General features: G+C 73.9%; 17 protein-coding genes. 13 read left to right on the top strand and 4 right to left on the bottom strand.

Annotation, left to right across the window (positions count from 1 at the left end; all coding sequences use genetic code 11):
- Window positions 1-42: 42 nt before the first annotated feature.
- The gene (locus tag ACFYYW_RS22695) at window positions 43-1,137 is read right to left on the bottom strand and encodes a glycerophosphodiester phosphodiesterase (protein WP_387651137.1); all 1,095 of its coding nucleotides are present in this window, start codon (window positions 1,135-1,137) and stop codon (window positions 43-45) included.
- 74 nt (window positions 1,138-1,211) lie between these two features.
- A complete protein-coding gene (gene hpaE / locus ACFYYW_RS22690; RefSeq protein ID WP_387651134.1) occupies window positions 1,212-2,678 on the bottom strand; it encodes a 5-carboxymethyl-2-hydroxymuconate semialdehyde dehydrogenase in 1,467 nt (488 codons plus the stop codon).
- Window positions 2,679-2,958: 280 nt separating this feature from the next.
- On the opposite strand from hpaE, the gene ACFYYW_RS22685 reads away from it, so the two are divergent.
- The 8 genes from ACFYYW_RS22685 to ACFYYW_RS22650 all read left to right on the top strand — a co-directional run bounded on the left by ACFYYW_RS22685 (window position 2,959) and on the right by ACFYYW_RS22650 (window position 12,216).
- Window positions 2,959-4,218: an ABC transporter substrate-binding protein gene (locus tag ACFYYW_RS22685; protein ID WP_387651131.1), complete on the top strand. Its 1,260-nt coding sequence runs from the start codon at window positions 2,959-2,961 to the stop codon at window positions 4,216-4,218.
- Window positions 4,218-6,104: a hypothetical protein gene (locus ACFYYW_RS22680; RefSeq protein WP_387651128.1), complete on the top strand. Its 1,887-nt coding sequence runs from the start codon at window positions 4,218-4,220 to the stop codon at window positions 6,102-6,104. The genes ACFYYW_RS22685 and ACFYYW_RS22680 overlap by 1 nt, the downstream gene beginning before the upstream one ends.
- Window positions 6,101-6,790 (top strand): ATP-binding cassette domain-containing protein, encoded by a 690-nt coding sequence (locus tag ACFYYW_RS22675; protein ID WP_352328227.1) that lies wholly within the window; start codon window positions 6,101-6,103, stop codon window positions 6,788-6,790. Before ACFYYW_RS22680 ends, ACFYYW_RS22675 begins: the two co-directional genes overlap by 4 nt.
- Window positions 6,787-7,473, top strand: a complete 687-nt coding sequence (locus tag ACFYYW_RS22670) for an ATP-binding cassette domain-containing protein (RefSeq protein WP_364417040.1) — start codon at window positions 6,787-6,789, stop codon at window positions 7,471-7,473. The genes ACFYYW_RS22675 and ACFYYW_RS22670 overlap by 4 nt, the downstream gene beginning before the upstream one ends.
- Window positions 7,460-8,947 (top strand): GMC family oxidoreductase, encoded by a 1,488-nt coding sequence (locus ACFYYW_RS22665; protein ID WP_387651125.1) that lies wholly within the window; start codon window positions 7,460-7,462, stop codon window positions 8,945-8,947. Before ACFYYW_RS22670 ends, ACFYYW_RS22665 begins: the two co-directional genes overlap by 14 nt.
- Window positions 8,944-10,380 carry an aldehyde dehydrogenase family protein gene (locus ACFYYW_RS22660; RefSeq protein ID WP_352330958.1) on the top strand — a complete coding sequence of 479 codons (1,437 nt, stop codon included), beginning with the start codon at window positions 8,944-8,946 and terminating at the stop codon, window positions 10,378-10,380. Before ACFYYW_RS22665 ends, ACFYYW_RS22660 begins: the two co-directional genes overlap by 4 nt.
- A complete protein-coding gene (gene hpaD / locus ACFYYW_RS22655; protein ID WP_387651122.1) occupies window positions 10,380-11,240 on the top strand; it encodes a 3,4-dihydroxyphenylacetate 2,3-dioxygenase in 861 nt (286 codons plus the stop codon). The genes ACFYYW_RS22660 and hpaD overlap by 1 nt, the downstream gene beginning before the upstream one ends.
- A 283-nt stretch (window positions 11,241-11,523) precedes the next feature.
- Window positions 11,524-12,216, top strand: coding sequence for a GntR family transcriptional regulator (locus ACFYYW_RS22650; RefSeq protein ID WP_364390575.1), 693 nt, complete (start codon window positions 11,524-11,526; stop codon window positions 12,214-12,216).
- A 115-nt stretch (window positions 12,217-12,331) separates the two neighbouring features.
- Here the strand turns inward: ACFYYW_RS22650 and ACFYYW_RS22645 are convergent, their stop codons facing one another.
- A complete protein-coding gene (locus tag ACFYYW_RS22645; protein WP_387651119.1) occupies window positions 12,332-13,498 on the bottom strand; it encodes an acyl-CoA dehydrogenase family protein in 1,167 nt (388 codons plus the stop codon).
- Between the two features lie 154 nt (window positions 13,499-13,652).
- Here ACFYYW_RS22645 and argG point away from each other — a divergent pair, with 154 nt between their 5' ends.
- Entirely contained in the window at window positions 13,653-15,101 is a 1,449-nt protein-coding gene (gene argG, locus ACFYYW_RS22640; protein WP_364390527.1) for an argininosuccinate synthase, read from the top strand.
- Between the two features lie 145 nt (window positions 15,102-15,246).
- Here argG and ACFYYW_RS22635 read toward each other — a convergent pair whose 3' ends face one another.
- The gene (locus tag ACFYYW_RS22635) at window positions 15,247-15,519 is read right to left on the bottom strand and encodes a hypothetical protein (RefSeq protein ID WP_387651116.1); all 273 of its coding nucleotides are present in this window, start codon (window positions 15,517-15,519) and stop codon (window positions 15,247-15,249) included.
- A 174-nt stretch (window positions 15,520-15,693) separates the two neighbouring features.
- On the opposite strand from ACFYYW_RS22635, the gene ACFYYW_RS22630 reads away from it, so the two are divergent.
- From ACFYYW_RS22630 to ACFYYW_RS22615, 4 genes are read left to right on the top strand one after another with little or no spacing between them, the layout of a single operon-like run.
- A complete protein-coding gene (locus ACFYYW_RS22630) occupies window positions 15,694-16,656 on the top strand; it encodes an ATP-binding cassette domain-containing protein (protein ID WP_387651114.1) in 963 nt (320 codons plus the stop codon).
- Window positions 16,653-17,447, top strand: a complete 795-nt coding sequence (locus ACFYYW_RS22625; protein WP_387651112.1) for an ABC transporter permease — start codon at window positions 16,653-16,655, stop codon at window positions 17,445-17,447. Before ACFYYW_RS22630 ends, ACFYYW_RS22625 begins: the two co-directional genes overlap by 4 nt.
- 11 nt (window positions 17,448-17,458) lie before the next feature.
- Window positions 17,459-18,700 carry a sensor histidine kinase gene (locus tag ACFYYW_RS22620; RefSeq protein WP_387651110.1) on the top strand — a complete coding sequence of 414 codons (1,242 nt, stop codon included), beginning with the start codon at window positions 17,459-17,461 and terminating at the stop codon, window positions 18,698-18,700.
- Window positions 18,691-19,335, top strand: a complete 645-nt coding sequence (locus tag ACFYYW_RS22615) for a response regulator transcription factor (RefSeq protein ID WP_352327515.1) — start codon at window positions 18,691-18,693, stop codon at window positions 19,333-19,335. The genes ACFYYW_RS22620 and ACFYYW_RS22615 overlap by 10 nt, the downstream gene beginning before the upstream one ends.
- The last annotated feature ends 8 nt before the right edge of the window (window positions 19,336-19,343 follow it).

Raw genomic sequence — 19,343 nt, 5'->3', positions numbered from 1 at the left:
CCCAGGTCAGTGTGCACGCCCGGGTCAGTGTGCGCGCCCGGGTCAGGAGGGGCGCCCGGCGATCACCGCGCGGCCCATCGCCGGGTCGTCGCAGAACGCGCCGTCGATGCCCAGCTCGACGAGCCTGCTCAACCAGCCGGCCACGTCGCCGGTGGCTCGCGGGTAGGCCGGGCTGGCCGGGTTCCCCCTGCGGTGGTCGGCGGGAAGCTGGGAGTTCTCGTTGCGGATCGTCCACACGTGCACCTCCAGCCGCCTGCGGTGGGCGTCCTGGATCAGCGTGGTCGGGGGCAGCGTCGCGCCCGAGGCGTCCACCGGGACCACCCGGCGGGTGTCCACGCCGATCCCGGCGGCGTACCGGGCCACCTCGCGCAGCCCGTCGGGGGTCACCATGTCGTCGTAGGTGCGGGTGCTGCCGGCGGCGACCCAGTCGTAGGGCGCGCCGCCCGAGGTGATGAGCTGGATGAGCGGCAGCCGCGTCCGTCCGCGCAGCTCGCGCAGGTTCGCCGTCTCGAAGGACTGGATGTACGCCTTGCGCACGTGGTACCGGTTCAGCACCTCCAGCAGCGGCTCCTCCAGCGACAGGCCGATCGAGTCGAAGTACGTCGGGTGCTTGGTCTCGGGGTAGACCCCGACGCCGTGCCGCTGCGCCAGCTGGACGACCTCCTCGAACGTCGGGATCTCGGCCAGCCCGTCGAAGGCGGTGTTGTCCGGCCGCAGGTCGGGCACGCGTTCCTTGGCCCGCAGCGTCTTCAGCTCGGCCAGCGTGAAGTCCTCGGTGAACCAGCCGGTGACCGGCCGGCCGTCCACGGTCCTGGTGGCGCGCCGATCGGCGAACTCGGGGTGGGCGGCCACGTCGGTCGTGCCGGAGATCTCGTTCTCGTGCCGGGCGACCAGCACGTGGTCCTTGGTGGAGACGAGGTCGGGCTCGATGTAGTCGGCGCCCATGGCGATGGCCGCCTCGTAGGACAGCAGCGTGTGCTCGGGCCGGTGGGCGCTGGCGCCCCGGTGACCGATCACGACGGGGGCCTGGCCGCGGCGCTCGGCCGTGGCGGATGGCGTCTGGGTCAGCACGACAGCGACCGTACCGCCGGCCAGGACGGCGGCCAGCACGCTCGCGAACAACCTGCGCGTCGTCATGCGGGCACGGTAGACCGCCGAGGTGGCCCGGACGTTACGCCCGGGCGCACAGTGAAGGACGTGGCGGGACGGGTTCAGCCGAGGCCGAAGCGGGGGATCGGCAGGTCCTCGGTGGCGACGTGCACGATGTGCGCCTCGGTGTAGACGTCGATGCTGTACCGGCCGCCCTCCCTGCCCAGGCCGCTGGCCTTCACGCCGCCGAAGGGCGTGCGCAGGTCGCGGATGTTCTGGGAGTTGATCCAGAGCATGCCGGCCTCGACGGACTGGGCCAGGCGGTGGGCGCGGCGCAGGTCGCTGGTCCACACGTAGGCGGCCAGGCCGTACCGGGTGGCGTTGGCCAGCTCCAGGGCCTCCGTCTCGGTGGAGAAGGGGGTGACGCAGACGACCGGGCCGAAGATCTCCTCCTGGAAGATGCGCATCGCGGGCGTCACGTCGGCGAAGACCGTGGCGGCCAGGAAGTTGCCCTCGGGCAGGCCGTCCGGACGGCCGCCGCCGGCCACCAGGCGGGCGCCCTCCTCGACGCCGGCCCGCACGTACGACATCACCCGCTCGTAGTGCTCGGGGTGGATGAGCGCGCCCAGCTCGGTCGCCAGGTCGTGCGGCGGCCCGACCCGCACCCGCGCGGCGCGCTCGGCGAGCCTGGCCACGAACTCCTCGTACACGGTGGCCTGGACGAGCACCCGCGAGCTGGCCGTGCAGCGCTCGCCGTTGAGCGAGAACACGCCGAAGACGGCCGCGTCGAGCGCCCGGTCCAGGTCGGCGTCGTCGAAGACGAGCAGCGGGGACTTGCCGCCCAGCTCCATCGACAACGTCTTGAGGCCGGTGGCGGCGTCGCGCATGATCGTCTGGCCGGTGGCGGTCTCGCCGGTGAAGGAGATCACCGGCACGTCGGGGTGGGCCACCAGCGCCGCCCCGGCCCGCTCGCCGATGCCGTGGACGAGGTTGAACACGCCCTCGGGCAGCCCGGCCTCCTCCATGATCTCCGGCAGCAGGCTGGCCGAGAGCGGCGACCACTCGGCCGGCTTGAGCACCACCGGGCAGCCGGCCGCCAGCGCCGGGGCCAGCTTCCAGGTCTCCAGCATGAACGGCGTGTTCCACGGCGTGATCAGCCCGGCCACGCCGACCGGCTTGCGCACGACGTAGTTGAGCTGGGCCGAGCCGACGCGGTAGACGTCCTCGCCCAGGCTGCTGATGACGTCGGCGAAGAAGCGGAAGTTGTGCGCGGCGCGGCGGGCCTGGCCCCTGGCCTGGGTGATGGGCAGCCCGGTGTCGCCGCACTCCAGCTCGGCGATGCGCTCGTCGCGCGCCTCGATGGCCGCCGCGACGCCGCGCAGCACCGCCGCCCGCTCCTCGCCCGGCATCCGCGGCCACGGACCGTCGGTGAACGCCCTGAGCGCGGCGCGCACGGCCAGGTCGACGTCCTCGGCGTCCCCGGAGGCGACGGTCAGCGCGGGGCGGTTGGTCGCGGGTTCCAGCGAGGTGAACGTCTGGCCGGACACGCTGGGCACGTGGGCCCCGTCGATGTAGTGCTCCAGGTTCAACGGGCGATCTCCTTGCACTGGGACGGCGGCCCCCCGGCCACGGGTGCGATCGATCCCCTGTCGGACGTGCGGCCGGACCGCCATCTCATGGCACTCCTCCTCCGCCCCGCCACGATGATTTCCCAGGTCGAAGGCCCAGCGGTAGGCCCCTCGCAACTTCCCGGGAAATCGTATAGGACATCGTCGATGATACATGGGGAACCTATGGACAGAAATATCTGATGTCGTACATGATTTGTCCATCGGGGCTGGACGCACGGCGCTTCGAGGAGGGGTGCGTATGCGATGTCCACGACGCCTGGTGTGGTTCGCCGCGATCGCTCTGGTGGTCTCCGCCTGCGGGACGGGCCAGGACGGCGGCGCCGCCAGGACGGCCTGCGGCACGGGCAAGCCCGCCACCGGGACCCCGATCACCGTCGGCGCGATCGTCACCGCGAGCGGCGGCATCGACTTCAGCTCGGCCCCCAAGGCGGCCAAGGCGTACTTCGACTGCGTCAACGCCGGCGGGGGCATCGGCGGCCGTCCGGTCGAGTACCTGGTCGAGGACGACGGACTCAACCCGCAGAAGGCCTCGGCCCTGGCCACCAAGCTGGCCGGCGACCGGGACCTGGTCGCCCTGGTCGGCGGCTCCAGCTTCGTCGCCTGCGGCGTCTCCGGCCCGATCTGGGAGCAGAACGGGCTGTTCGACGTGCTCGCGGTCGGCGTGCCGCGGGCGTGCTTCGAGTCGCCGCGCATCGCCCCGGTCAACGCGGGGCCGAGGGTCAGCGCCGTGGCCGCCGCCCAGTACGCCGTCGAGGTCAAGGGCGCCAGAAGGGTCGCCCAGATCAGCAACCGGGTGCCGGGCGTCGGCGACTGGACCCAGGACGGCGTGCGCGCCTACCTCAGGACCAAGGGCCTGACCTCGGCCGGCGACGTGCTGCACGACCCCGGCGTCAAGGACGCCACCGCCGTGCTCCTCGAAGCCATGCGGGGCCGCCCGGACGCGATCATCCTCCAGGACCCCGCCCCCGACGACGCCGCCATCCTCAAGGCGGCCCAGGCGCAGGGCCTCAAGGACAAGGTCACCTTCGTCTGCCTGACGCCCTGCTACGACACCACCTTCCCCGGCCAGGTCGGCAGCTACTGGGAGGGCTTCGTGTCCAACTCCGAGTTCACCATGCTCGACGCCGGCACCCCCGACAACAAGCTCTGGCGCCGCGTCATGGACGAGTACGCCGACGACAAGGCACCCCGCGACTCCTTCTCCCAGGGCGGCTTCCTGGCCGCCAAGATCTTCGTCGACACCCTGACCAGGACCGGCGGGACGATCGACCGCGCCTCGGTGAGCCGGGCCCTGTCGCAGGTCAAGGGCTTCCGCAGCGACCTGCTCTGCGCCCCCTGGTACTTCGGCCGCGCCGCCCGCCACAACGCCAACCACGACACCCGCTACGTCACGATGAAGGGCGGCGGCTGGTCGAAGATCAAGGACTGCACGCCGACCCAGGACCCCGACCTCGCGCCGCTCTTGCGGGAGGAGAAGCAGTCGGGGCTGACCGGCTGATGTTGCCGTTCGTCATCAGCGGGCTCGCCCTCGGCGCCGTCTACGCGCTGTCGGGCGTGGGCATCGTCGTGCTCTACCGGGCCACGGGCGTGCTCAACCTGGCCTACGGCGCGCTCGGCGCGATCGGCGCGCTGCTGTCCTGGCAGCTCCTGCAGGACGGCTGGCCGGTCGTGGCCGCGCTGGCGGCCGCGCCGCTGCTGTCGGCGCTGCTGTCCGGTCTGTACGGCGGCCTGGTCGGCCCGCTCGTCGCCGCCCGCGACCCGCTGGTCAAGGCGGTGTGCACGCTCGGCCTCGCCCTCGTGCTGCTCGGCCTGTGCTACTGGACGTGGAGCGACGACCCGCGCACGCTCACCCTGCCGACCGACACGGCCGGGTTCGACGTGGGCGGCGCGCGCGTCACGCTCACCCAGGCGCTCGCGCTGGCCCTGGCCGTGGCGCTGACCGCCGGGACCGCCGTGCTGCTGCGCCGGACCGGCTTCGGCACCGCCATGCGCGCGCTGGCCGACGACCGCGAGATCAGCGCGCTGCTCGGCGTGCCCATCCGGCGGGTCGAGACCGTCACCTGGGCCGCGGGCGGCGCGGTGGCCGGGCTGACCGGGCTGGTGCTCGGCTCGCTGACCCGGCTGGAGGCCGGCACCTTGACCTTCCTGGTGATCGCCTCGCTGGCGGCGGGCGTGGTCGGCCGCTTCCGGTCGCTGCCGGTCACGCTGGCGGCCGGGCTGGCGATCGGGCTGGCCGAGGCCCTGGGCGGGGCGTGGGAGCAGACCGCGCCGTACCGGTCGGTGGCGCCGTTCGCGGTGGCCGTCGCGGCGATCCTGTGGTTGCAGCGCACAGGGGCACGGGCCAGGCGCGGCGGCACGGTCGAGGTGCGCCCCGCCGAGCCCGCGCTGCCGGCGCGGACCCGGCCGCTGCCGCCCGGCGACGCGCGCTCGGTGCTGCGCGTGGTGCTCGGGCTGGCCGCCGGGGCCGCGGCGCTGGCGGTGCTCGTGCCCCTGGCCGTGGACGGCTACTGGGTGCGGGTGCTCACCTCCGCGGTCATCTTCGTCATCCCCGCCGCGGGCATCGCCCTGCTGTACGCCCGGCTCGGGCTGGTCTCGCTCGGCCAGGTGGCGCTGCTCGGCGTCGGCGGCTGGGTGGCGCTGCGGCTGGCCTTCGCCACCGGGTGGCCGTTCCCGCTGGTCGTGCTGGCGGCCGGGGCGGTCACCTGCCTGGTCGGCATCGTGTACGGGCTGCCCGCGCTGCGCCTGTCCGGCGTGGACCTGGCCCTGGTGACGCTCATGGCCGGCGGGGCGTTCCAGGTGGCGTTCTCGGCGACCGGGTTCCCCGACGGCGGCCCCGGGTTCCTCGGCCGCGTGGCGGGCAGCGGGACGCAGCAGGCCATGCCGCGGCCCTCGATGGCGGCCTCCGACGCCGGGTTCTTCCGGTTCGCCGTGCTGTGCGCGGTGCTCGCGCTCGTCCTCGTCGTGCTGCACCAGCGCGGGCGGCCGGGGCGGGCGTGGGCGGCGATCAGGAGCGGCGAGGCCGGCGCGCTGGCCGTCGGCGTGGCCCTGACCAGGTACAAGGTGTGGGCGTTCGCGCTGGCGGCGTTCGTCACCGGGACCGCGGGGGCGTTGCTGGCCGCCAACACCGGGCGGCTGGACCCGATCTCGTTCCGGGCCTCGGACTCGGTGCTGCTGTTCGCCGTCGTCCTGGTCGGCGGCGCGTACGGGCTGACCGGCGTGGTGCTGTCCGGCGTGGTCGGCCAGGTCGTGCCCGCCGCGCTCGACGCCGCCGGGCTCGACGGCAACCTCATGCTCGTCGTCTTCGGCGCGGGCACCGTGCACGCCCTGGTCACCGCCCCGCGCGGCATCGGCGGGCAGCTAGAGGACCTGCGGCGGCGCGCATGAGGCTGGAGATCGAGGACCTGCGGGTGCGCTTCGGCGGCGTGCGCCCGCTGGACGGCGTCACCCTGACCTTCGACTCCGGCCTGTGCGGGCTCATCGGGCCCAACGGCGCGGGCAAGACCACCCTGTTCAACGTGTTGTCCGGCTTCGTCCGGCCGGTCTCCGGGCGGGTCACGGCCGGCGGCGCCGACCTGCTGGCGCTCGCGCCGCACCGGCGGGCCCGGTGGGGGCTGCGCCGCACGTTCCAGCAGGAGCAGGTGGTCGCCGAGCTGAGCGTGGCCGGCAACCTGCGCCTGGCCGCCGACCACCTGGGCGGCCCGGACGAGGGCCTGCTCGCGTTCTGCGGCCTGAGCGACCCCGGACGCCCGGCGGCCGAGCTGACGCTGCCGGAACGGCGGCGGCTCGAACTGGCCCGCGCCCTGGTCGGCACGCCCAGGATCGTGCTGCTCGACGAGCCGGCCGCCGGGCTGTCGGAGGCCGAGTCGCGGTCGCTGGCCGAGGTCGTGACGGCCGTGCCGGACCGGTTCGGGGCGCTCGTGGTGCTCATCGAGCACGACGTGGCCCTGGTCGGCGAGGTCTGCGCCACCACGGCCGTGCTGGACTTCGGCCGGCTGGTCGCGGCCGGCCCGACCGCGGCGGTGCTGGCCGACGAGCGGGTGCGCGCTGCCTACCTGGGGGAGGCGCCGTGAGCCTGGAGGTGCGCGGCCTGCGCGTGCGCAGAGGCGGGCGCGAGGTCCTGCACGACGTGACGCTCGACGTGCCGCCCGGCCGCATCACCGCGCTGCTCGGCGCGAACGGCGCGGGCAAGAGCACGCTCGTGCTCGCCGTGGCCGGGCTGCTGCCGGTCGAGGCGGGCACCGTCACCGCCGACGGCGACGAGCTGACCGGGCTGCGTCCCGAACGGGTCCGGGCGCTGGGCGTGGCCGCCGTGCCCGAGGGTCACCGGGTGCTGCGCTCGCTGAGCGTGGCCGACAACCTGCGGGTGGCCGGCCCCGACCCGGGACCGGCCCTGGCCGCCTTCCCCGAACTGGCCGGGCTGCGCGACCGGCGGGCCGGCACGTTGTCCGGCGGCCAGCAGCAGATGCTCGCCCTGGCCCAGGCCGTCACCGGCGGGCCGCGCTACCTGCTGGTGGACGAGCTGTCCTTCGGCCTGGCCCCCGCCGTGGTGTCCAGGCTCGTCCCCGCCCTGGCCGCGCTCGCCGAGGCCGGCGCCGGGGTGCTGCTCATCGAGCAGTACACCCGGCTCGCCCTGGAGCTGGCCACCCGCGTGCACGTGCTGGACCGGGGCCGGGTCGTCCTGCGCGGCACGCCGGACGAGCTGCGCGGCCGGCTGCGGTCGGCCTATCTGGGAGCGGGCGATGGAGACCTTTGACGTCGTCGTGGTCGGCGCGGGCTCGGCGGGCGCCGCGGTGGCCCGCCGGCTGGCCGACGACGCGGCGCTGCGCGTGCTGCTGCTGGAGGCGGGCGGCCCCGACGTCAACCCCGACATCCATGACCCCGGCGGGGTGTTCCGGCTGTGGGGCGGCCCCGAGGACTACGACTACCGGGTGGCGCCGCAGCGGCGGCTGGGCGGGCGGCGTCCGCACTGGCCGCGCGGGAAGGTGCTGGGCGGCTCGTCCTCGCTCAACGGCATGATCTTCGTCAGGGGCGCGCCGGCCGACTACGACGCCTGGGGGCCCGGCTGGTCGTACCCCGAGGTGTTGCCGTACTTCAAGCGGCTGGAGGACTTCGACCGCGGGCCCGGCGACTACCACGGCGTCGGCGGGCCGGTACGGGTGATCGCCGACTACGCGCCGCACCAGGTCAACGCGGCGATCGTGGCGGCCGCCGTGGAGCAGGGCCTGCCGTTCAACCCCGACTGCAACGGCGAGCGTCCCGACGGCGCCGGGTTCTGCCAGCTCACTATCCGGCACGGCCGCAGGCACAGCACGGCCGACGCCTACCTGCGCCCGCGCTGCGACCGGCCCGTCCTGGAGATCCGCACCGGGGCGCGCGCCCGCCGGCTGCTCCTGCGCGGGCGGCGCTGCGTGGGCGTGGAGTACCGCCAGAACGGCCGCCTGCACCAGGTCGGGGCCGCCGCACAGGTCGTGGTCAGCGCCGGGACCGTCGAGTCGCCGCGCCTGCTCCTGCTGAGCGGCCTCGGCGACGCGGCCGAGCTGCGCCGGCACGGCATCAAGGCGGTGGAGGACCTGCCCGGCGTCGGACGCAACCTGCACGACCACGCGCTCGTCCCGGTGATCGTGGCCGCCCGGCGGCCCGTGCCGCCCGCGATGCCCGGCCTGCAGCCGATGCACAGCCAGCTCTTCTGGCGCAGCCGCCCCGGACTGCCCGGCCCCGACGTGCAGCCGCTGTTCTTCCACATCCCCCTGTACGACGAGGGCATGACCGGCCCGCCGGACGCCTTCACGCTCATGGCCGGGATCGTCCGGCCGGAGAGCAGGGGGCACCTGGCGCTGACCTCGGCCGACCCCGACGCGCCGCTGCACATCGACCCCGCCTACCTGGAGGCGGCCGCCGACCGCGCGTGCATGCGCGCGGCCGTCGAGCTGTGCCGGGAGCTGGCCCACGCCGCCGCCCTGCGCGAATGGGCGGGCGCGGAGCTGTATCCCGGTGACCGCGAACTGTCCGAGCACATAGAGAGGACCTTGGTGACCTACCACCATCAGGTCGGGACCTGCGCCATGGGAACCGTCGTGGACCAGCGGCTCAGAGTCCACGGCATCGACGGGCTGCGCGTCGCCGACGCCTCGGTGATGCCCGCCGTCACGTCAGGGAACACGAACGCGCCCGCCATCATGATCGGCGAGCGGTGCGCGGACATGGTGCGAGAGGAGATCGGCTCATGACCGGCCTGTACATCGGCGGCGCCTGGGGCCCGGCCGCGGACGGCGCGACGTTCGCCACGCTGGACCCGGCGGAGGCCACCGTGATCACCGAGTGCGCCGAGGCCGGCCCCGCCGACGTGGACCGCGCGGTGGCGGCGGCCAGGGCCGCGCTGGACGACCCGGCCTGGGCCGAGATGCCCGCCGCCGCCCGCGCGAGGCTGCTGTGGAAGGTGGCCGACCTGGTGGAGGAGCACGCCGACGAGCTGGCCGAGCTGGAGACCAGGGACAACGGCCAGCCGCTGGCGGTGGCGCGGAACGTGACCGTCCCCGGCACCGCCGAACATTTCCGATATTTCGCGGGATGGTGTACGAAAATCGAGGGCTCGGTGTTGCCCGTCTCGTACCCCGACACCCTGCACTACACCCGGCGCGAGCCGGTCGGCGTGTGCGCGCTCATCACTCCGTGGAACTTCCCGCTGATGATCGCCGCCTGGAAGCTCGCCCCCGCCCTGGCCTGCGGCAACACGGTGATCGTCAAGCCCGCCGAGCAGACCCCGCTGACCACGGTCCGGCTGGTGGAGCTGATGGCGCTGGCCGGGTTCCCGCCCGGCGTGGTCAACCTGCTGACCGGCGGCCCGGAGACCGGCGCGGCGCTGGCCGGGCACGCGGGCGTGGACAAGATCTCCTTCACCGGCTCGACGGCGGTCGGCCGCTCGCTCGTGCACGCCAGCGCGGACAACCTCAAGCGCCTGACGCTGGAGCTCGGCGGCAAGACCCCGAGCATCATCGCGGCCGACGCCGACATCGACGCCGCGGTGGCGGGCAACGTCCAGGGCGCGCTGTTCAACAGCGGCCAGGTCTGCGCCGCGTACTCGCGCTTCTACGTCGACCGCAAGCGCGTCGACGAGTTCACCTCGAAGATGGCCGCCGCGGCCGACGCGCTCAAGGTCGGACCCGGCCTCGACCCGGCCACCGACCTCGGCCCGCTGATCAGCGAGGACCACCTGATGGCCGTGGACGCCCACGTCCGCAGCGCGCTGTACGATGGCGCGCAACTCGTCACCGGCGGCAGGCGCGCCGAGGGCCCCGGCTTCTTCTACCGCCCGACCGTGTTCGCCGAGGTGACCGACGCCATGGCCGTGGCCCGCGAGGAGGTGTTCGGGCCCGTCATCCCGGTGCTGGCCTACGACGACCCCGACGAGATCGCCGGCCGCGCCAACGGACTGGAGTACGGCCTGGCCGCCTCCATCTGGACCAACGACCTGTCGACCGCCCACCGCCTGGCCGCCCGGATCCGGGCGGGAGCCGTGTTCATCAACATGATCCATGTGCCCGACGCCGCCACCACGTGGGGCGGCTACAAGGCCAGCGGGTGGGGGAGGGAGATGGGCCCGTACGCCATCGACGCCTACACCGAGGTCAAGGGCGTCTGGACGCACCTGGGGAGGGTGTGATGGGAGAGCTCGTCCTGGCAGCCAAGATCACGCATGTGCCGTCGATCTGGCTGTCGATCCAGCCGGGCAGGCACTTCGGCATCCGGCGGCCCGCCGAGCTGGCGCTCACCGAGGTGGGCAGGCGGGCGCGGGAGCTGGGGGTGGACACGTACCTGATCGCCGACACCCACTGGATGAACAGCATCGGCTTCCACCTCAACGGCAAGGAGCGCCACCGCGGCTCCTACGCCAGCCACGAGCTGCCGCACTTCATCCACGACCTGGAGTACGACTATCCGGGCGACCCAGAGCTGGCCGAGCTGATCCGCGCCGAGATCGCCGCCGGTGGGCAGAAGGCGCTCGTGCACACCTACCGCGACCTGGGCCTGGAGTACGCGACGCTGGTGCCGATGCACTTCATGAACGAGGACTCCGGCGTGCGGGTGCTGCCGATCGGCTGCAACATCTACTCCTCGATCGACGAGAACCGGCGCATCGGCGAGGCGCTGCTGCGCGGCATCCGGCAGAGCGGCCGCCGGGTCGCCTTCCTGGCCAGCGGCTCGCTCTCGCATGCCTTCCCCTCCAACGAGACCGCCGAGTCGCTGCTCAACGAGGTCAGCAGCCCGCTCAACCGGAAGATCGACATGGCCGTGCTGGACATGTGGGTCGAAGGACGCATCGGCGAGTTCCTGGACATGTTGCCCGACTACAACGTGCGCTGCGCGGGGGAGGGCGCGATGGCGGACACGGCGATGTTGTTCGGGCTGCTGGGGTGGCGGTCGTACAAGGAGCGGGGGGAGCAGTTGTGCCCGTACTTCGGCTCGACGGGAACCGGGCAGGTGGTCGTGGACTTCCCCGTGCCCGCGTACGATAAGATCTAAAATCATATGTGAAATAGGACAGACGGAGGTTCTGGATGGCGGGGCTGATCTCCCGGTGGGCCGTCCCCCGCTCCTCCGGAGCCCCGCGCGGACGGGCCGTCCGCGCGGGGGACCAGGCGCCGCGCGTGCTCGTGGTCGGGCAAGATGAGGGGATGACAGCGGGCGTCCAGCGTATCGTCGAGGTGACTCCGGGGGCGGAGCCGGTGAGGGCTCCGGGCGGTCGCGTCGAAGCGCCGGCGGGCGCGGGCTTCCGCGACGCCATCATGAAGGTCCTGCAGAGGTGATGGTGAGCAGCACGAGAAAACCGGCCCAGGCCAAGCGGCCCAAGGGCTCCAAGGCCGAGATCAGCTACGACCTGCTGCGGGCCCGCATCCTCGACGGCACGTACGGCCCCGGCTACCGGCTGGTCATGGACCAGCTCGCCCGGGAGACCGGCGTCAGCACGATCCCGCTGCGCGAGGCCGTGCGCAGGCTGCAGTCCGACGGGCTGGTCGAGGTCGTGCGCAACATCGGCGCCCGGGTCGCCGTCTTCGACTCGGTGCAGGTCGAGCACACCCTCAACGTGCTGGCCCGGCTGGAGGGCTACGCCACGGCCATCTGCGCGCCGCACATGGACGCGGCCAAGATCCAGGAGTCGCGGGAGATCAACGAGCGGATGAAGGAGGCGCTGGAGGAGTTCGACCCCACCTCCTTCACCGCGCTCAACCGCGAGTTCCACTTCTCCCTCTACCGCCACTGCCCCGACGAGCACCTCAACGCCCTGCTGGAGTCGGAGTGGGCGCGGCTCGACCACATGCGCCGCTCCAGCTTCACGTACGTGCCGGGGCGGGCGCGCAGGTCGGTGGAGGAGCACGACCACCTGCTGAGCCTGATCGAGGGCGACGCCGAGGCCGAGGTGATCGAGCAGGCGGCCCGCAACCACAAGATCGCCACCGCCGCCGCCCTGCACACCGCCCAGGTCTCCCGGCAACACTGACCTCCCGGCAGCGCTGCCGTCCTGCGGCGGTGCTGGGGGGCGCCGGGGCAGGGGTTCAGGTCGATCAGGGCTTCAGGGGGCTTCAGGTCGGGTCAGGGTTACAGAGGGCTTCGGGTCAGGGCTCCAGGGTGAAGAGCGTCCACTCCTCGCCCTGGGCCAGCCCGGCGAGCTCGCGGCCGCACTCCCGCAGCGCCTGCGGGCCCGAGGTGATGTGCTGGGCGCCGGCGTGGGCGTCCCGGAACAGGCGCTGGAGCAGGCCGTCGCGCAGCGCCGTCGTGCCGCCCGAGGCGTAGGCGAACCCGGCGACCTCGGTGAGCGTCGAGGTGGCGTGGTTGAGCGCGAGCCGCACCATCGTCTCCTGACGGGTGGACAGCGTGCCGCCCGCGTCCAGGGTGCGTTCGACGTCGTCCCACGTCTCGCGGACCAGGGCGCGCGCCGCCCGCAGGGCCGCCTCGGCGCGGGCGAAACCGGTGTGGAAGGCGTCGCTGACGGCGAGCTGACCCGGACGTCCGGCGCGGGCCGCGACGTGCCGGCCCAGCTCGTCCAGCAGGCGGCGGCCGAGGCCGAGCGCCCAGGCGGAATGGGCGATCAGCGCCTGGTCCAGCAGGCCCAGCCGGTAGATCGCGCCGCCGCGCAGGGGCTCCCGCTGGGCGAACGGATGCGTGCGCGACTCCGGCACGAAGACGCCGTCGATGGCGTAGTCGAGGCTGCCGGTGGCGCGCAGGCCCAGGACGTCCCAGTTGCCGAGCAGCTCGGCGTCCTCGACGGGGGTGATGAAGATGCGCTCCTCGCCGGTGCCCTCCACGACGCCCAGGCTGTGCACGTACTGGGCGTGCGGCATGGCCGAGGCGAAGCCCCAGCGGCCGGTCAGCCGGAAGCCGCCGTCCTCGCGCACGGCGGTGCCCGGCCGGGTGCCCTGGCCCGCGAACAGCGGCGTGCGTGGGCCGCCGAAGATGTGCTCGACGGCGTCGTCGCCCAGGTAGGCGCCCGCCGTGCCGTTCTCCAGCGTGGTGGCCATGACCACCCAGCCGGTCGAGGCGTCGGCGTAGGTCAGCTCCTCGAAGAGGGCGAGCAGCTCCGACGGCGACAACTCCGAGCCGCCCAGCGGGGCGGGCAGCCAGATGCCGAACAGCCCGGCCTGGTGCAGGGCGGCCACGACGGGGTCGGTCAGCCGGCCCAGCGCCTCGGCCTCGGCCGCCTCGCTCTCGATCAGCGGGCGCAGGTCGCGGGCGCGGTCCAGGTGGGTGGGGCCGGCTGAGTGCAGTCGCGGCTTGTCGCTCATGTCCCGGTGCTCCTGTTCGTGATCGTCGGCGGTCCTTCCTCCGTCAGATCACGTCCCCGCCCGGTTGTCCACCCCGCGCCGGAAATCCCGGTCCCGCACCCGGATGAGGGGCTGGCTTTGCATGAACATGCGTTGCAATGCATAATCTTCTTCTATGTCCAAGGTTCTCACCTCCCTGCCCACCGGCGAGCGGGTCGGCATCGCCTTCTCCGGCGGTCTCGACACCTCGGTGGCCGTCGCGTGGATGCGCGACAAGGGCGCCGTCCCGTGCACCTACACCGCCGACATCGGCCAGTACGACGAGCCCGACATCGCCTCGGTGCCCAGCCGCGCGCTGGCCTACGGGGCCGAGCTCGCGCGCCTGGTCGACTGCCGCGCCGCGCTGGTCGAGGAGGGCCTGGCCGCGCTCACCTGCGGCGCGTTCCACATCCGCTCGGGCGGCCGGGCCTACTTCAACACCACGCCGCTCGGCCGCGCCGTCACCGGGACCCTGCTGGTGCGGGCCATGCTCGAGGACGAGGTGCAGATCTGGGGCGACGGCTCCACGTTCAAGGGCAACGACATCGAGCGGTTCTACCGCTACGGCCTGCTGGCCAACCCCCACCTGCGCATCTACAAGCCGTGGCTCGACGCCGACTTCGTCTCCGAGCTCGGTGGGCGCAAGGAGATGTCGGAGTGGCTGCTCGCGCACGGGCTGCCCTACCGCGACAGCACCGAGAAGGCGTACTCGACCGACGCCAACATCTGGGGCGCCACCCACGAGGCCAAGACCCTCGAACACCTCGACACCGGCATCGAGACCGTCGAGCCGATCATGGGCGTGCGCTTCTGGGACCCCGAGGTCGAGATCCTCCCCGAGGACGTCACCATCGGCTTCGACCAGGGCCGCCCGGTCACGATCAACGGCAAGGAGTTCGGCTCCCCGGTCGACCTGGTCATGGAGGCCAACGCGATCGGCGGCCGGCACGGCCTGGGCATGTCCGACCAGATCGAGAACCGCATCATCGAGGCCAAGAGCCGCGGCATCTACGAGGCCCCCGGCATGGCGCTGCTGCACGCCGCCTACGAGCGCCTGGTCAACGCCATCCACAACGAGGACACCCTGGCCACGTACCACAACGAGGGCCGGCGGCTCGGCCGGCTCATGTACGAGGGCCGCTGGCTCGACCCGCAGGCGCTCATGCTGCGCGAGTCGCTGCAGCGCTGGGTCGGCACGGCGGTCACCGGCGAGGTCACCCTGAGGCTGCGCCGCGGCGAGGACTACTCGATCCTCGACACCACCGGCCCGGCCTTCAGCTACCACCCCGACAAGCTGTCGATGGAGCGCACCGAGGACTCCGCGTTCGGCCCGGTCGACCGCATCGGCCAGCTCACCATGCGCAACCTGGACATCGCCGACTCGCGCGCCAAGCTGGAGCAGTACGCCACGCTCGGCATGGTCGGCACCACCCACCCGGCGCTCATCGGCGCCGCGCAGGCGGCCTCGACCGGCCTCATCGGCGCGATGCCGCAGGGCGGCGCGGAGGCCATCGCCTCGCGCGGCGAGGTCTCCGAGGACGACGAACTGCTCGACCGCGCCGCCATGGAACTCGGCACCGACTGACCCTCCGCGGGCCGTCCCCGGGCCGTCCCCGGGCCGTCCACGCGGCCCGGGACCTCGCTCCGGCTGTGCTACCCGCCCGGCCCCGCCCCGCCCGGCCCCGCCCCGGCCGGTCCCGCCCCGGCCGGGCCACCCGCGAGGGGCGGGGTCAGCCGAAGTCCGGCCGGGGGGCGCGCGGAGCGCTCGCGGCCGTCTCGGCGAAGACGGTCTCCTCGGTGAAGACGGTCGCCTCTGCGTAGACGGTCGCCTCTGCGTAGACGGTCGCCTCTGCGTAGACGGTCGGCTCGGCGTAGGCGGCCGCCTGCTCCGGCACCGCCGGCGGCGGCAGCTCCATGAGCGCCTGGATCGCGGACCTGCGCTTGTCCAGGCCCGCTTCGTCGATGCTGATCCGCCGCCGGTTCCGGCTCTTGTCTTCGGTCATGCTCGGCAACCGTAGTGAGCCGCACGTCAACGCGGGGCAACGGCACCGTCTTGTTTGGGCGCGGCCGCCCCGGCCGGACGGCGCCGCGACCTGGTCTGTTCCGGTTTTCCGCCATCGAGGTCGGCGGCCGGGCCCCATGGTGGCCCGCCCTCCTGCTGCCTAGCGTTGACCCTCGTGATCAGTCTGAAGGGTTTGACCAAGCGGTACGGCGACCGGACGGCGGTGGACGACCTGTCGCTGGAGCTGAGACCCGGCGCGGTGACCGGGTTCCTCGGGCCCAACGGCGCCGGGAAGTCCACCACGATGCGGCTCGTCCTCGGGCTCGACCGGCCCTCGGCGGGCACGGCGCTCGTCGGCGGCGTGCCGTACCACCGGATCAGGAACCCGCTGCGGACGGTCGGCGCGCTGCTCGACGCGCGGGCGCTGCACCCCGGGCGCAGCGGGCGGGCGCACCTGACCGCGCTGGCCCGCAGCAACGGCATCCCCGTGCGGCGGGTGGACGAGGTGCTGGAGAGCGTCGGCATGGCCGGGGCGGCGAACCGCCGGGCCGGGGCGCTCTCGCTCGGCATGAGCCAGCGGCTCGGCATCGCCGCCGCGCTGCTCGGCGACCCGGCGGTGCTGCTGTTCGACGAGCCCGTCAACGGGCTCGACCCCGACGGCGTGCGGTGGGTGCGCCGGCTCATGCGGTCGCTGGCCGCCGAGGGCCGCACGGTGTTCGTCTCCAGCCATCTGATGAGCGAGATGCAGCTCACCGCCGACCACCTGGTGGTGATCGGCAAGGGCCGGCTGATCGCCGACGCGCCCCTGGCCGAGGTCATCGGGCGCAGCTCGCTGACGGCCGTGCTGGCCCGCACCCCGCACGCCGGGGAGCTGGCCGGACGCCTGCGCGCCGCCGGGATCGCCGCCGAGCGCGTCGCCGAGAACGAGGTCGTCGCCACCGGCGCGCCCGTCGAGCGGGTGGGCGACCTGGCCTACGAGGCCGGGATCAGGCTGCACGGCCTGCGCACCCGGGAGGCGTCCCTGGAGCAGGCCTATCAGGAGCTGACGGAGAGCAGCGTGGAGTACGGGACGACGCGCGGGACGGCGCACGGGACGGCGCACGGGACGGCGCACGGGACGACGGAGGCGGGCGCGTGACGGCGGCGTTGTGGCAGGCGGCACGGGCCGAGTGGGGCAAGTTGTGGTCGGTCCGGTCCACGTGGTGGTGCCTGGCCGGCGCGGCGGCGCTCATGGTGCTGACCGCCGTGGCCCTGGCAGCCGCCGCGGCCACCGACGCGGTCCGCGAGGGGGCGCCCGGCGCGCGGGTGACGGCGAGCGAGTCCGTGGTGTCGGCCACGTCGTTCGTGCAGTTCGCGCTGGTCGCCCTGGCCATGCTGGCGATCACGTCGGAGTACTCCTCGGGCGGCATCAGGGTCACGCTGCAGGCCACGCCGGTGCGCGGGCTCGTGCTGGCCGCCAAGGCGCTGGTGGTGGCGCCGGTGATGTTCGCCGCCGGGGTGCTGTCGGGGGCGGTGGCGACGGCGGCGGTCTACGTGGTGCTGCAGGCCGACGTGTTCGGCGGGCTGGTCGTGCTGCCGTTCGGGGAGGCCGTGCGGGACGTGGCGGGCGCGGGCGCGTTCTTCGCCCTGGTGGCGGTGACGACGCTGGGCGCCGGGGCCGCGATGCGCAGCGCGGCGGGCACGCTGACCGTGGTGTTCATGCTGCTCCTCGGCCTGCCGCTGGTGCTGCTGATGACCGGGAGCCAGGCGGCGCTGGACTTCTCGCTGCGCACGCCGACGTTCGCCGGGCTGGCGTTCATGGGCAGCGAGGACAACCTGACCGGCGGGCCCGTCCCGTACTCGGCGGGGGAGGGCCTGGCCTGGCTGCTGGGCTGGGCGGCGGCGGCGCTGGCGGCGGGCTACGCCGTGCTGCGCCGCCGCGACGCCTAGACTTCGGGCCCGTGTCGGACAACTTCGGGCCCATGCCAGGCAACCAGGAGAACACCGGCAGCCGGGCGGTCAAGGCGTTCGAGCCCATGCCGGGCAACCAGGAGAACGCCGGCAGCCGGGCGGTCAAGGCGCTGGCCGGGGTGCTGGCGGGCATGGCGCTCGGCGCGGTCGAGCTGGCCTTCCTCTGCCTGGCCTGGCCCGCCATCCTGGTCCCGGCCGCGCGCCCCCTGGCCCGGCGCGGCGCGGCTCGGCTCATGGCGCTCGAACGCGCCCGGCTGACCCGGTGGTTCGGCCACCCCGCCCCCACCCGCGACGGCGGCTACGCCTACCTCGCCGCCCGCGCCGCCCTGGGCGTGCTCGGCGGGTACGGCTGCGCCGTCGCCCTGTTCGTCGGCGGCCTGCTGCTGGGCGGCGGGGCGTGGGACCTGATCGTGGGCGGCTCGGACCCCGTCCCCGTCGAGCTGCCGGGCGTGCGGATCGTCACCACCGGCGGCATGCTGGGCCTGACCGGCGGCGTGGCGCTGCTGACGGTGACCGCGCTGCTCGCCCTGGCCGCCGGCGTGCTCGAACGCCGCCTGGCCGCCCACTTCCTCGGCCCCGGCGGCCGGGAGCTCATGCGCCGCCGCATCGCCGAGCTGACCGCCACCCGCTCGGGCATCGTCCGGGCCGTGGACGACGAGCGCCGCCGGATCGAACGCGACCTGCACGACGGCGTCCAGCAGCGCGGCGTGGCCCTGGCCATGCTGCTCGGCCGGGCCAGGCACGGCCACGACCACGAACGGACCGCCGAGCTGGTCGACCAGGCCTACGCCGAGTCCCGCCGCCTCCTGGACGAGCTGCGCAGCGTCGCCTGGCGCATCTACCCCACCGCCCTGGACGAGCTGGGCATCGAGGCCGCGCTGGCCGGGGTCGCCGAACGCGCCGCGGTGCCGGTCACCGTCCACTACGGATTGTCGGCCCGGCCCGCCACGGAGATCGAGACCGCCCTGTACTTCGTGACCAGGGAGGCGATCACCAACGCGGTCAAGCACGCCCGCGCCCATGACATCCTGGTCGTCGTGGCCGAGGACGAACGGACGGTGAGCGTGGCGATCTCCGACGACGGCGGGGGCGGCGCCGATCCCGCGGGCGGCGGCCTGTCCGGGCTGGCCCGCCGGGTCCTGGCGCTCGACGGCGCGTTCACCGTGGACAGCCCGCCCGGCGGCCCCACGAAGATCGTTGCCACGCTGCCCAAGGAGCCGCCGTGCGGCTGATCCTGGCCGACGACTCCGTGCTGCTGCGCGAGGGCCTGACCCGGCTGCTCGCCGAGGCCGGGCACGAGGTCGTCGCGGCCGTGGGCGACGCGCCCGCGCTGCTGGCCGCCGTCGCCGATCACCGGCCCGACGTGGCGGTGATCGACGTGCGCATGCCGCCCGGCCACAAGGACGAGGGGCTGCGGGCGGCCCTGGAGATCCGCGCGCGCCGGCCCGAGGTGGGCGTGCTCGTCCTGTCCCAGTACGTCGAGCCCCACTACGCCGCCACCCTGCTGGCCGGGCCCGCCGAAGGGCTCGGCTACCTGCTGAAGGACCGGGTCTCGGAGGTGGCCGACTTCCTCGACTCGCTCGAGCGCGTACGCGCCGGCGGCACCGCCTTCGACCCCGAGGTGGTGCGGCGGCTGCTGGCCCGCACCAGCCGCGCCGACCCGCTGAGCCGGCTCAGCCCGCGCGAGTCGGAGGTGCTGGCGCACCTGGCCCAGGGGCTGGTCAACGCGGCCATCGCCGAGCGCCTGCACGTCTCGGCGTCCACCGTGGAGAAGCACGTCAACGCCATCATGGACAAGCTCGACCTGCCGCGCGACACCGGCTACAGCAGGCGGGTGCTGGCGATCCTGCGCTACCTGGAGGGCTGACCCGGGCC

Origin of the sequence: Nonomuraea sp. NPDC001831, assembly GCF_042892035.1 — a bacterium.
Classification (GTDB): Bacteria; Actinomycetota; Actinomycetes; order Streptosporangiales; family Streptosporangiaceae; genus Nonomuraea.
This window is presented reverse-complemented; position numbering and strand designations above follow the sequence as displayed.